The sequence below is a fragment of the Methylocystis sp. L43 genome, assembly GCF_015709525.1.
Classification (GTDB): domain Bacteria; phylum Pseudomonadota; class Alphaproteobacteria; order Rhizobiales; family Beijerinckiaceae; genus Methylocystis.
Genome location: NZ_JADNRA010000034.1, coordinates 128,569 through 141,842, shown reverse-complemented (window position 1 = coordinate 141,842; position 13,274 = coordinate 128,569). Strand labels below are relative to the sequence as shown.

11 protein-coding genes are annotated in these 13,274 nt (G+C 62.5%); 7 read left to right on the top strand and 4 right to left on the bottom strand.

All coding sequences use genetic code 11. The features are described from left to right. Positions 1-57 precede the first annotated feature (57 nt). Genes rfbB through rfbA form a run of 4 tightly spaced genes read left to right on the top strand, consistent with a single transcriptional unit; the run spans position 58 to position 3,496 of the window. A complete protein-coding gene (gene rfbB, locus IYX23_RS15380; RefSeq protein WP_196393613.1) occupies positions 58-1,134 on the top strand; it encodes a dTDP-glucose 4,6-dehydratase in 1,077 nt (358 codons plus the stop codon). Further along, a complete protein-coding gene (gene rfbC / locus IYX23_RS15375; protein WP_196393614.1) occupies positions 1,115-1,705 on the top strand; it encodes a dTDP-4-dehydrorhamnose 3,5-epimerase in 591 nt (196 codons plus the stop codon). Before rfbB ends, rfbC begins: the two co-directional genes overlap by 20 nt. A 10-nt stretch (positions 1,706-1,715) precedes the next feature. After that, complete coding sequence (gene rfbD, locus IYX23_RS15370; RefSeq protein WP_196393615.1) at positions 1,716-2,597, top strand: dTDP-4-dehydrorhamnose reductase; 882 nt, start codon at positions 1,716-1,718, stop codon at positions 2,595-2,597. 11 nt (positions 2,598-2,608) lie between these two features. Beyond that, positions 2,609-3,496, top strand: a complete 888-nt coding sequence (gene rfbA / locus IYX23_RS15365) for a glucose-1-phosphate thymidylyltransferase RfbA (protein ID WP_196393616.1) — start codon at positions 2,609-2,611, stop codon at positions 3,494-3,496. Here rfbA and IYX23_RS15360 read toward each other — a convergent pair. Further along, a complete protein-coding gene (locus IYX23_RS15360) occupies positions 3,439-5,946 on the bottom strand; it encodes a rhamnan synthesis F family protein (protein WP_196393617.1) in 2,508 nt (835 codons plus the stop codon). The two genes, rfbA and IYX23_RS15360, sit on opposite strands and share 58 nt — an antisense overlap. A 196-nt stretch (positions 5,947-6,142) precedes the next feature. Here IYX23_RS15360 and IYX23_RS15355 point away from each other — a divergent pair, with 196 nt between their 5' ends. From IYX23_RS15355 to IYX23_RS15345, 3 genes are all read left to right on the top strand, one after another. After that, entirely contained in the window at positions 6,143-6,796 is a 654-nt protein-coding gene (locus IYX23_RS15355; protein ID WP_196393618.1) for an ABC transporter ATP-binding protein, read from the top strand. After that, positions 6,789-8,090 carry a hypothetical protein gene (locus IYX23_RS15350; protein ID WP_196393619.1) on the top strand — a complete coding sequence of 434 codons (1,302 nt, stop codon included), beginning with the start codon at positions 6,789-6,791 and terminating at the stop codon, positions 8,088-8,090. Before IYX23_RS15355 ends, IYX23_RS15350 begins: the two co-directional genes overlap by 8 nt. A gap of 65 nt (positions 8,091-8,155) precedes the next feature. Next, on the top strand, positions 8,156-9,235 hold the full coding sequence (locus tag IYX23_RS15345; protein ID WP_196393620.1) for a hypothetical protein: 1,080 nt from the start codon (positions 8,156-8,158) through the stop codon (positions 9,233-9,235). Here the strand turns inward: IYX23_RS15345 and IYX23_RS15340 are convergent. The 3 genes from IYX23_RS15340 to IYX23_RS15330 form a co-directional block, all read right to left on the bottom strand. Then, the gene (locus IYX23_RS15340) at positions 9,223-10,527 is read right to left on the bottom strand and encodes a hypothetical protein (protein WP_196393621.1); all 1,305 of its coding nucleotides are present in this window, start codon (positions 10,525-10,527) and stop codon (positions 9,223-9,225) included. The genes IYX23_RS15345 and IYX23_RS15340 overlap by 13 nt on opposite strands. 172 nt (positions 10,528-10,699) lie before the next feature. After that, the gene (locus tag IYX23_RS15335; RefSeq protein WP_196398860.1) at positions 10,700-11,515 is read right to left on the bottom strand and encodes a glycosyltransferase family 2 protein; all 816 of its coding nucleotides are present in this window, start codon (positions 11,513-11,515) and stop codon (positions 10,700-10,702) included. Then, on the bottom strand, positions 11,512-12,753 hold the full coding sequence (locus IYX23_RS15330; protein ID WP_196398859.1) for a hypothetical protein: 1,242 nt from the start codon (positions 12,751-12,753) through the stop codon (positions 11,512-11,514). Before IYX23_RS15330 ends, IYX23_RS15335 begins: the two co-directional genes overlap by 4 nt. Positions 12,754-13,274: the final 521 nt, after the last annotated feature.

Genomic DNA, 13,274 nt, shown 5'->3' with positions numbered 1-13,274 from the left:
AGCGCGGGCGTGAAGGCGCGATTTCAGGGCGGAGCGATAGATAAAAGCGGGGCTTTGATGAAAATATTGATCACCGGGGGCGCGGGGTTCATCGGCTCGGCCGTTGCGCGCGCCGTCATCGGCAAGAGCGTCGATCAGATTCTCGTTCTCGACAAGCTCACCTATGCGGGAAATCTCGCATCGCTGCGGCCGGTCGCCGACAGTCCGCGTTTCTCCTTCCTCCAAGCCGATATCTGCGACGCGGCGGCAGTCGCGCGCGCCTTCGAGGATTTTCGGCCCGACGTCGTCATGCATCTTGCCGCCGAAAGCCACGTTGATCGCTCGATCGACGGGCCGGCGGCCTTCATCGAAACCAATGTCGTCGGCACCTTCGTCATGCTGCGGGCGACGCTGGACTATTGGCGCCAACTCGATCGCGCCCGCGCGCGCGACTTCCGCTTCATGCATATCTCCACCGATGAGGTGTTCGGCGCGCTTGGCGCGGAAGGGCTGTTTCACGAAGACACGCCCTATGCCCCGACGTCGCCCTATTCGGCCTCGAAGGCGGGCTCCGACCATCTCGTGCGCGCCTGGCGTCACACTTACGGTCTTCCGACGATCGTCACCAATTGCTCCAATAATTACGGACCCTATCATTTCCCGGAGAAGCTCATTCCGCTCACCATCATCAATGCGATCGAGGAGAAGCCGCTTCCCGTCTATGGCCGCGGCGAGAATGTGCGCGACTGGCTTTATGTCGAGGATCACGCCTCGGCGCTGATGCGCGTGGCGCGCGAAGGCGACGTTGGCGAGTCCTATAATGTCGGCGGCCGCAATGAATGGCGCAATATCGACGTGGTCGAAGCCATCTGCGAACTGATGGACGAATTTCGTCCGCGGCGCGCCGGATCGCATCGCGATCTCATCGCCTTTGTCGCCGACCGGCCGGGACATGATCTGCGCTACGCCATTGACGCCTCCAAGATCGAGCGGGAACTCGGATGGCGGCCGGCCGAGCGGTTTGAAACCGGACTTCGCAAAACCGTGCGCTGGTATCTCGACAATTCGGATTGGTGGCAAGCGATCCGCTCGGGCACATATCGCGGCGAGCGCCTCGGCGTGCTTACCGAGCAAGATGAAGAAGCCGTCGCCTGACGCGCGACAGGGGGGCTGTTTGTTTGAAGATCTCGAGCTTTCGGGGCTGAAGCTCGTCACGCCTAAAAAATTTGGCGACGAGCGCGGCTTCTTTTGCGAAACGCATAATGAAAAGACCTGGGCGAACGCCGGATTGAATTTCGACTTCGTCCAGGACAATCACTCATTGTCCCGCGACGTCGGGACGGTGCGCGGTCTGCATTTCCAGACCGCGCCCTTCGCGCAGGACAAGCTCGTCCGCGTGATCAGCGGCCGCATTCTCGACGTCGCCGTCGATCTACGGCGGTCTTCGCCGACGTTCGGGCGTCACGTCGTCGTCGAGCTTTCGAAAGAGAACTGGCGTCAGCTGTTCATTCCCATCGGTTTCGCGCATGGTTTCGTCACGCTCGAGCCCGATACGGAAGTCATCTACAAGGTGACGAATTTCTATTCGCCGCAGCATGATTGCGGCGTCGCCTGGGACGACCCCGACATCGGGATCGCGTGGCCGGCCGCCGCCGAAAGCGCCGTGCTGTCGGACAAGGACCGCAAATGGCCGCGGCTGCGCGATCTGCCGGAGGTTTTCGCTTAACGTGGGCAAGATGAAGCGCATCGCCGTCACGGGGCTCACCGGCCAAGTCGTCAGCTCGCTCATCGAGCGCGCGCCGAGAGGCGTCGAAATGCTCGCGCTCGGCCGCCCCAGCTTCGATCTCTCTTCTCGCGACATGATACTCGCATCGCTACGCAGCGTGCGCTGCGACGCCATCATCAACGCCGCCGCCTACACGCAGGTGGACAAGGCCGAAAGCGAGCCGGACGTCGCCATGCGCGTCAATGGCGCGGGCGCGGGCTTTGTCGCGGAGACCGCGGCCGAACTGAACGTGCCGCTGCTGCATCTTTCAACCGACTATGTCTTCGATGGCACGCTCGATCGCCCCTATCGCGAAGACGATGCGCCCGGTCCGACCGGCGCCTATGGACGTTCGAAGCTCGAAGGCGAAAAGCAGATTGCGGCGCGTTGCGAAAATTCGGTCATTTTGCGTACCGCCTGGGTTTACAGCCCGTTTGGAGCGAATTTCGTCAAGACGATGCTGCGTCTTGGCGAGAACCGCGATGAAATCGGCGTTGTCGCCGATCAGATCGGCAATCCGACAAGCGCGCTCGATATCGCCGACGCGCTGCTCGCCATCGCCGAAAGACTGGTCGAGGATTCCGATCCGCGCCTGCGCGGCGTTTTCCACATGACCGGGCAGGGCGAAGCCAGCTGGGCGGACATGGCGGATGCGATCTTTTCGGCGGCGGAGACGAAAGGCCGGAGGCCCGTGCGCGTCAAGCGCATCGCGACGGCGGACTATCCGACGCCGGCGCGCCGCCCGGCGAATTCAAGGCTCGACAACGCCAAGCTCGAAGCCCGCTATGGCGTCGCGCTGCCAAAATGGCGCGATTCCGTGAACGCCTGCGTCGCCCGATTAATTCCAAACTGAATAGGATTCTCATGCGCGGCATTATTCTCGCCGGAGGAAGCGGCACCAGGCTGCATCCGATGACGCTCGTCACGTCGAAGCAATTGCTCCCCGTCTACGACAAGCCGATGATCTATTATCCGCTCAGCACGCTGATGCTCGCCGGCGTGCGCGAGATCCTGATCATCACCACGCCGGAGGATCTGCTTTCCTTCAAGCGGCTGCTCGGGAGCGGCGCGCAATGGGGCCTGTCGCTGTCATATGCGGTGCAGCCGCGGCCGGAGGGACTGGCCCAAGCCTATCTCATCGGCGCCGAATTCGTCGACGGCGAACCCTCGGTGCTCATCCTTGGCGACAACATCTTCTACGGCCATGGCTTGCCGGAAGTGTTGAGCGAATCGTCCCGCAGCTCGGCCGCGGTATTCGCCTATCATGTGCGCGATCCGGAGCGTTACGGCGTGGTCGAATTCGATTCGGCCGGGCGCGCGATCACGATCGAAGAAAAGCCGCCGCGGCCGCGATCGAATTGGGCGGTGACCGGTCTTTATTTTTACGACGAACGCGCGCCGGAATTCGCGGCGCAATTGAAGCCCTCGCCGCGCGGCGAATTGGAGATCACCGATCTCAACCGCGTCTATCTGGAACTCGGAGAACTGCAGGTCGCCCGCCTTGGCCGCGGATTCGCCTGGCTCGACACCGGCACGCCCGAGGCGCTAATTGAGGCGAGCGAATATGTGCGCGCCATCGAGCAGCGCCAGGGACAGCGCGTCGCTTGTCTCGAAGAGATCGCCTTCCGCGCCGGGTGGATTGACACCGCGCAGGCGCGCGCCGCGTCGTCAAGACTCTCCAAAAGCGGCTATGGTCAATATATCTCGCAGGTGCTCGCCGAGATGGAGCGGGAGGTCTCGCCGGTCGCATAGAGCGGCGAAGCCGCGGCGCGGCGCAGCTCAGCGGCGACGGTTGCGCGATCGAAGAGACGCATCAGATCCGCCGACGGCGCCGAGTGGCGTTGGCGCGGAACGATGCCGCCGACGAAAGGCTCCATTCTCGCGACAGTGTTCTCGATCAGATCCGCAAGCGATGCGGCATCAAGCCGCGCGGGCGAAACGATATTGTCGAACCGGCGACGCAAATCCTTCCCGGCGAAAGCATTGGTGATTGTCGCGAGCCCGGCTTCCGCCATTTCGAGCGGCGGGTAGCTCGGGTGGGGAGAGATCATCAGCGAAACCCCGACGAGCGCGCGACTGAGGTAGTCGGCATAATCTTCGAGACGGGCTTTGCCGCCGATAGTGGCGTTCTGCACCGGATAGAGAAGCGAGTCTGGAAAATCCTCGCCGAGAAAAATGATGTTCCAGCGGCTCGCCCGAATCGGATCGCGCTGCTGCCAAATGACGAGCGCCGCGCAAATCAACTCGAAGGCGTTGCGCGCCACGGCTGGCCGCCCATACACCAGCATCGTCGCCTCTCGCGCGACGTTCGTCAGCCGCTCGCCAATGCGTTCGTTCAACTCGTAGGGAATATAACAGGCGTCACGGAACTGATATTTCTCGGTCATGACCGAGAATAGCTCTTCAGAGTTGACGATCGCGATTGTCTGATCGCCGTGATGATAGGTCGCTTCGGCAAAACAGGACTTTGCGCCGCGGCCATAGAAGTGCGGCTCGTCGTCCTGAATGAGGTAAATGAACGGACGCTCGCCGCCGAAATAGCGCGCGCGGTCGCGCTCCATCGCCAGCGCGAATTCCGCGGTCCACCAGGCCGTCGCGAAAAAAAAGTCATTGGCGCGCAGGTTCAGCCTGCCACCTTCCCGCTCGTTGGCGTCGACGAGCGCAGCCCTTTCGGCGTCGAGGCTGGCCGCATAAGGAACCGGCGCATAGCCGGGGAGCGCCGCATAGGCTTCGGGTTCGATATCCGCGTCGGTCACCACGATGCGCGCATCGAAATCGTCGCCGAGCTCGGCGAGCAACGCCGAGAAGAGTCTCATCGCGGTCGCTATCCCGCCGAAGGTCTGCTGCGGATTGACGGTCGGGGTCAGCAGCGTCAGGCGCGGCCGATCATTGCGCGACGGATAGGAGAGCAGAGGCCGGGTTTCGGCGATCAAAGTCGCAAAAGGATAGAAATTGGAGTCGACGCATGCGAGCGCGGGTTGGAAGACCTTGAGCCGATGCTTCGCGACGTCGTCGGCGCTGTGCACGGGCAGCAGCGTATGGCCCATCGGATAGAGATCGCGCTGCGCGACTTTGAGCCATTCGAAACCGCGAGATTCGGCGATCATCAGCAGGGAACGCTCGATGGCGTGCGCGAGCGTGCCGTCAACCTGCGCGCTCTCTGGCGGAAAGTCAGCAAAGTCGATGTCGAGGTCGAGCAGCGGACGGATCGCGGCGGTCCTGCCCCAGAACATGGAGCCGGAAGGAAATTCGAGCGTGAGGTTCTTGTCGATGTCGATGTTCATCCGCTTCAACAGATTGCGCGCAAGATCGTAGTCGTAGCCCCAATTCAAAATGCCGCGCAGTTCGAAAAGATGCTGCGGGAACACGACGCCGAGCCGCGGATCGTCGAACAGCGAGAGAATCGAGCGCGCCACGCGCTCTGACCCGAGAAGATTGTCGATGAGATAGTCGCGCCAGCGCGCCAGCGCCTCGCCGCCGTGGGGCGAGCGCTTGGTGTGAAGGTGAATGAACAGCTCGTAGTCGTCGTAGACGTCGCGAAATCCGAAAAATTTGGCGGCGATGTCGCGGCCGCGATTCGGGCAGACGCGCGTTAACACCTTGCCCTTGCGCCAGTCGGCGCAGACCGCGTCGACCGCCCGTCTCTTTTCCTCTGTGTCGGTCGAGACGCAAAGATCCAGCGCGCCGGGAACGTTCTGCAGCTTTTCGAGAACAAGCGGCAGCACGTCCGGATAGAAGGCGTGGACGATGGCGACGATCGAAGACGCGCGCTTCGGCCCCGCGTCATAGGCGAAAGGCGTCTCGAGCGCGAAATCCATTTCATTGACGGGACGCCGGGAGGGAACGACCCCATCCGGCTTGGTCAATTCATAGGTGTAGTAATAGCTGATGGCCGCCTGACGCAGCGGGTCGTTGATCGGATTGCGTCGCCGGCCCAGCGGCGGATCATATTGGGCGGCGATCTGGCGCAACACGGCGCCGCAGGCGGCGCGCAACCCCTGTTCGCGCAGGAAGCGTGGACCGTCCCGCAAAAGATCGCGCGGCGCGAGAAACACGCCGACCGGCGAATCGATCAGCTTCGCGAGTTCACGCATCGCCGCGCCGTAAAGCGCCACGACGCCTCGTGTGGTCAGGATAATGTAGCCATTGCGCAGATGGCGGCGCACCGATTGCAGCCTGGTTTCGGACTTCTTTTCCGTCATGCGGGCGCCTTCCAGTCGAGTTTTGGCAATTCAGGGACGGTGGAAGTTTACGAAAATTCAAACCTCTCCTGTTTAAAGGAAAAGCGTTTGTCTCGCCATGACTTAGCCAGAAATTCGGCCTAACGAAGGCCTGCGGCGCGCTATGGGCTGCGCCGGGGGAATGTGACGGAACACGACCGTCCGCCGCTCGGGAATCATGATTAAGCTTGACAATGTCTTTAAGTATTATCGCTCGCACGGCCACAGAAAGGTCGTGCTCGATCATGTCAGCCTCGATTTCGCTGCTGGCCGCAGCTACGGCATTCTCGGCGTCAATGGGGCTGGAAAATCGACTCTGATGCGCCTGCTCGCAGGCACCGAGCTGCCCAATGGCGGGCGGGTCGTGCGCTCATCGCGCATCTCCTGGCCGTTGGGGTTTTCCGGCGGGCTGCACCCGATGCTCAGCGGACGCGAAAACGTGAAGTTCGTCGCGCGCGTGTACGGACAGGACGCGCGCAAGGTCGTCGACTTCGTCGAGGACTTCGCCGAGATCGGCGCCTATATCGACGCGCCGATTCGCACCTATTCGTCCGGCATGATGGCGCGTCTCGCCTTCGGCCTGTCGCTTTCGATCGAATTCGACTGCTATCTCATTGACGAGGTCACCGCCGTCGGCGACGCGCGCTTCGCGGCGCGGTGCCAAGAGGAGTTCTCCAAGCGCCGGCGAACGGCGGATATCATCATGGTGTCGCACGCCATGACGACGATTCAGCAATATTGCGATCGCGGCATGGTGCTGGCGGGCGGGCGAATGCACGTCTTCAGCAATGTCGACGACGCGATCGAACTGTATAAGAAGCTCAATGCCTAAAGCCGTTCACGCCCAGCAGCCGGAGATCACGGTCGCGCTCGCCGAACCCGAACGAGGGCCGCTGAGCCCGCAGGACGCGAGCTTCAAGGCGAAGTCGATCTCGCGCGCGCTGCGCAGGGCCGCGAATAAATCGCGCGCGCCGACGAGCGTCATCGCCGGGGGCGGCGGCTTCCAGGCGCGACGCGGCGACCGCGCGTTCCGCCTCGGCGTTCTCGCCAGCTTCGCCGCCTTCGTCGTTGCCCCGTTGCTCGTCGCCTCGATCTATTGGGGGCTGATCGCCAGCAAGCAATATGTGACCGAAACCAAATTCGCGCTGCGCGCCGGCGAAGCGTCGAGTCTCGATCTCTTGAGCGGAGGCGCCATGGGTTCGCAGGCCTCTCAGCAGATGCAGGACGCGCAGGTTCTCGTCAATTTCATCCGGAGCCGCTCGATGGTCGAAGCGCTCGACCGGAAGGTCGGCTTGCGCGCCATGTTCTCGCGTTCCGGAGTCGATTATTTTTCGAGTTTCGATCCGGAAGATTCGGTCGAGGAGCTGGAAAAATACTGGAAACGGCGGATCGACGCGAGCATCGACATGATGTCTGGCATCATTTCCGTCAATGTGCGCGCCTTCACGCCGCGCGATTCGCTCGCCATCGCACAGAACGTCACTGAACTTTCGGAACGGCTGGTTAACGAACTGTCAACGCGCTCCAGGCGCGATGCGCTGGCGCAGGCGCGCACCGAATTGACGCGCGCCGAAGAACAGTTGAAGAATGCGACTGCCTCCATGCGCGACGCGCGCAATGCCGAGGGCGTGCTCGACGCGCCAGCGGCGGCGGAGGCGGTCAACAAGCTCATCACCTCGCTTCGGCTAGAGCTCGCGCAGACGCAGGAAGATCTCGCGCTGCACAGCGACTCGGCGACGTCGGACTCGCCTCAAGCGCGGCTGCTCACCGCACGGGTTCAGAGCCTCAAGAGCCAGATCGACGAATATTCGACCCAAATCGCAGGCGGGGGCGAGAAGGGGCAGGGCTCTCTGGCGCAGCGCGCGGGCGTGCTTTCCGTGCATCAGATCGAGCTTGATCTCGCCCAGCAAAGATATGCGCTCGCCGCATCGATGTTTGAAAACGCGCGCGTCGATCTCGAAACCCAGCGCGCCTATCTCGTCTCCTTCCTTCGCCCGACGCTTGCGGAGAAATCTCTCTACCCCCGGCGCTGGATCGAGTGGGCGATTATTGTCGCGCCCGCGACGATCGGCTGGCTCGCGCTCGTCGCCGTGGCCTTCCTGGTCCGCGATCATATGGCCAAGTAGCAGGCAGGCGAAGCAGCGGGGCCGAACGCGGATCGGCGGCGCTTATCCGTTGAGATGGAGCGAACGTGTTTTTCAATATTGACGCCGATGACGGCGCCGCCATTCGCGGCTGGCTCGCGCCGGATAATCCTTCCGCCGTTCCGAAGATCCTGGTTCGCAGACCGGGAGAAGAAGACATTGAGATTTCGGCGACAATTCAGCGTCCGGACGTGCGCGACCTCGGCGTTCACGCCACCGGTCTCGTTGGCTTTTTGGTCGACGACAAGCTGGTCCAGGGGCTGGCGGGCGTCGAGGACATCGAACTGCTCGAAGCCGACACCGGAATTCTGATCTATCGGCGATTCAAGAAGGGACGGCACATCGAGCGCAAATTTTTCCTGTTCGACGGGTCGATTCGCCCCATCGAGAAATTGGGAGGACGGTCGAGAAATCTGTTCACGCTCACCTACGCGTCGACCGAGCGCTACGCCTTCGAGACCATGCTCGTGCTCATCAACAATAGTTTCAACAAATCAATCTTCATGTCGGGGCGCTCCAGCTTCCCGCGCTATTCGCATTTTCTCTCCAATGCGAAATTCACGACCGCGGCGCTGTTGAGCGATCCCTTCGAGGAGCTGGCGCAGCGGCTGGTGATCCTCAGCCTGATCCAGAAGTCGGATTCGACGCATATGCTGCCGCTGCTCTTCACCGGGCTGACGGCGTTGACCAATTTCGTTCGCGACCTGCCGCTCGAAGATCCGAAAGGCATCCTTGCCAAATTCCGGAATCTCACCGACGAGGAGCGCGACGCGCTCATGAGCCCGATGACGCGAATGTTCGGCTGCATCCCAGGCGAGACGCCGGAGCGCCGTCACGTCAGCGGCGCGCTCGAAAATCTGGCGTCGATGGAGCTCGTTGGCGTGCGCAGCCGCTTTCGTGATTTCAGCGCGCTGCTTGCCGGCATCCTCGGCCACGATCTCGCCGGCGATTATGAACCGGTGGTGCACCCTTCGATCAGCGCGCTGGCCGATCGGCTGTCGCGCATCAGCCTCGTGGCGGACCTTCTCGAAGCCGACTTGGCGCTCTATTCCTTCGCCGAGGAATCGATTGTTTCTGCGCTTTCCGATGACGCCGACGTCGTCGCGCGGGACACTCAAACCATGTGATCGTCGATGCTTGCGACGATCAGCGAAATCGCCGCCCAGGCGACGAGCAGCGCGCAAAACAGCAGGATGGTGTTCGCCGTGGCCTTTGGGTAGGTCGCGGATTCCGGCAACGTCGGCTCCACGATCGTGAGCAGGTAGAGCTGCTGTTTTGCAAGTTCCTGCCGCGCGTGATGGTAGGAGGTTTGCGCGATCGAATAGAGCCGTTCAGCGAATTGCTCGTCGAGCTTCAGGCGCTCATAGGACGCGATCTGCGACGAAACCGCGTCGGCGCCCTGGGGGTCCGTAAGCTTCTTCTTGAGATCCGCTATCTGCTGGTCGATCGCCGCAAGACGCGTGCGTTGCAAGCGTTGGCTGGGCGCATCATTGGAGAGCGACGACGAAAATGTCGAAAGCGCGTTGACGATGTCCATGCGCTCCATCGTGAGCTTGCCCAACAGTTCGCCAATGCTTGCCGCGCGCGAACCCGGGTCGATGATGACGTTCTGGTTGCGGAACTGAAGCGTCTTCTCGCGCGCGTCGGCGAGCATCTGGCGCGACAGCGTCACTTCGAGTTCGGCGCGGCTCAATGCGTCGCTGCGATTGCGCAGCGTGATCTTGTTGACGAGCTCCTCGCTGAGCCTGACGATGTCGCGCGCCACGTCGAGCGCGTCCTTGGGCTGGAATGCGTCGGCGCGCACGGTCAAAATGCCGGAAAGCGTGTCGACGCTGGCCGAAATATGGCTCAGCCAATATTTCCAGATTTCTTCGACGTTGGCGTTTCTGCCGAGCCGTGAAAAATAGTCGACGCCGGAGCGCGCAAACTTCTTCTCCATATAGTCGCGACCGCCGAGGTCGGCGACGATGGCGCGACTTTTCACGTAATTGAGCACCATGAAGGCGTCCTGCGAGGCTGAACTGGCGCCCCCGCCAGTCAGCTTGGTGATCATCGACGCCGCGTCGGTCCCTGATTTTTTCTCCTGTTGCGCGCGCACGGTCAGCCGCGTCTCGGCGACGTAGCGCTCCGACTGCCAAAAGCAGGCGTAAAGCCAGAACAGGAAAGTCGGCAGCACAACGGCGAAGACAAAGCTGCGTCCGAGAAGCCCGCCGCCAGCGTCCGCCCTCGCGGTCGCCAGTTTCTCCGCCATGCCCTCGAAGCTTTCGCGAATCAGCGTCGGCAGACGGCTCGCGCCGTCCCTCGTCGTCAGAGGCGCGAGAATCTCCACCGCCTTCGTCGACGAGAAGCGCGCCACGTTCTGCGCGGTGGCGATGACTTCGGACAGTTTAGGCGGTCTTGGAGCCCTATGCGTGCTCATCTACCCTCAAGTCGCTGACCTGTTCATGCGCTACGCATGTTAACTGAGGCTGAATCGCCTAAGCGCGCTGACGCGCGGTCGGTCCCTGGCGGCCCTATCATTCGGGCGGAGCAGACAGTTTTCCCGCGCCGCAAATTAGGCGGGTCGGGGTCCTGGCGCAAGCGGACCAGCGTCACGGCAAAGCTTCGCGAGGGGCGTAAAGAGACAGCCCCGGATGGAAATGCGGATCGTCGCGAATGACGGCGCGCCAGCGTTCGTAAAACGCGCGGCGCTCGGTCTCATAGACGCGCTGCAGACGAAGCGCGCCGCCGCCGCGGCTCGCCGACTGTCGATGGATGAGAATCGTCTGCGGATTGCAGATCGTGCGCCAGCCTCGCGCCGCCAGTCGCAGGCATAAGTCGACGTCGTTCAACTCGACGGGAAGATCAATCTCGTCGAAGCCGCCGACAGCGTCGAATTTGCTTCGTTCGATCATCATGCAGGCGCCGGTCACCGCCGCGACGTCGTGCGGCAAGACATTTCGGCCCATCCAGCCGTGATCGTCTTCGTTCAGGCCGGCGCCGAAATGGCCTGCGACGCCGCCCATGCCGAGCAAGACGCCGACGTGCTGAACGCGGCCGCCCGGATAAAGGAGTTTCGCGCCGACGGCGCCGACATCCGGCGCCGACGCAAAAAAGAGCAGTCGCTCGATCCAGTCCGGCGTCACCACTTCGGTGTCGTTGTTGAGGAAAACCAGGTAGTCGCCGCGCCCCGCGGCCGCGCCGGCGTTGCACAGGGCGGAGAAATTGAAGGCGCCTGACTTGCGCAGGACCTTGAGCCGGGGGTCCTGCGCTTGCAGCCCATGCAGAAGCGCCTGCGTGCGCGGCTCGACGCTGTCATTGTCGACGACAATGACGTCGAAGCGAGGATAGAGACTCTTGCGCAGCAGGCTGTCGAGGCAGGGCGCGAGCAGATCGATGCGGTCGCGCGTCGGAATGATGACGCTCACAGCGGGCGGCGCGCCGCGGAATACAGCGTCGATCGTCGTTCGCCGCCCGCGCGTAGCGCTTCCAAGCCGAAACAAAGGCCGGCGCAGCGCGCCGACGTCGTCGTATCCCGCGCGTAGCGCTTCCAAGCCGAAACAAAGGCCGGCGCAGCGCGCCGACGTCGTCGTATCCCGCGCGTAGCGCTTCCAAGCCGAAACAAAGGCCGGCGCAGCGCGCCGACGTCGTCGTATCCCGCGCGTGACAGCAGCCGGTCGATCAGTTCGTCGGCGCTGGCTTCGACCCAATCCGATTCCGCGGCGAGAAGGCTTGCGCGCACGCAGGCGGCGCGGCCGACGTAATTTTCGAAACGGTGAAGCGTCGCGCTCCAGCCGGGTTTGTAGACTGGGCGCAAGGCGTCGCCTTCGCCGACGGTTTCATCCGCATAGGCGATGGCGTGCTGCGGATGGCGGGCGAAATGTTCGACAAAGCAGCCGCAGGCGTCGGGCGCCAGACGATCGCCGGCGATGAGCGGCAGCACGAGATCGCCGGCGTCGAACTGCGCCCCGTCTGTCGTTGTGACGAAGGCGCAATGCGGATAGGTCTGCGCCGCGACGCTCGCGCGCGTCGTTTCGATGTCGCGCGGCGCCGCGCCGCGACCGTCGACCAGCGCGATCAATCTCGGCGCTTTTGCCCATTCGCTCCGAGGCTGGTCGAAGCGAGGGTCGCTCCCGCGGGTTCGCGGGGCGCGCCAGGCCGGGTAAGTCGACATCGGCGCGGCGCCGAGCGCCCAGCGCCAGTTGAGCTCCGCTTCCTCCGTCAGTCCGACCATATCGGCAGACAGGGCGAAGAACAGACGCTTTGGCGCCGCCGCCGCTTTGCGTAGCGCCTCGAAGCGGTTCACCCGCCGCCCGTCCAGGATGCGAAAGTTGAAAGGTCCGGTCCGATTCGTCGGGCTGATCCAGACTTCGCTCGTCTCGCGCGGAACGCGCCCGATCCAAATCCCGGCGCCTTCGCAGGACGAAGGCAGAATGTGCTCTCTAAATTCCTCGCCGGTCCAGAAACGCAGGATCGGCCGGATCGGCGCGTCATAGAGGCTCGCCGCATAGCGAAGTTCGACGAATTCGCCGGGCGGAAATCCCTTCAAGGCGCAAAAGCGCAGCCAAGGCTCCTGCGACAGCGCAAGGAAACCGTCTTGCTCGCGCCGAACGTCGCGCGCGGGCTCCAGGGTCAGGGCGTCGCTGGCGGCGTCTGACGGCGGCAATTCAGCGCCTCAGTCTGGCGCAGGCGCGCGAGCGATGGCGAGTGGGGTCGACGGCGAAATGAGCGCCGGCGGACAAACGCTTTGCGATAATAATCTCCACAATGTCGAATTGGCGGCCGCGCCCAAACGACCGCCATCAAAGAATTTCGTCAGACCCGGCGGGAACCTATGGGCGCATCGCCGCAAGGTCAACACGCGCGCTTTCGTGCGATTCTCGCAAATTTCGATGTGAATTCGTAGGCTGCAAGGCGCGGGTTCTTGACGCCGCTGCGCGTTCCCTGCGCCAGGATCTGGCGTTATTGCGTCAGCACGGGGTTGTTAGCAACATTAGCAGTAAAGAACGTAATTCTTAAGCCAAAACGGAAGAATTGCGGTGGCGGATCGGACTCTTAACCTTCATCGGTTTGCGACGATCGGCTGAGCGATTGGTTTCAAGGTTTCTTGATTTTCCGCGCTTCTCCTGCCATATAGGTTCCGAACTTCATCTCATAACGATCATTCTCGGATGATCGCCGATTGAG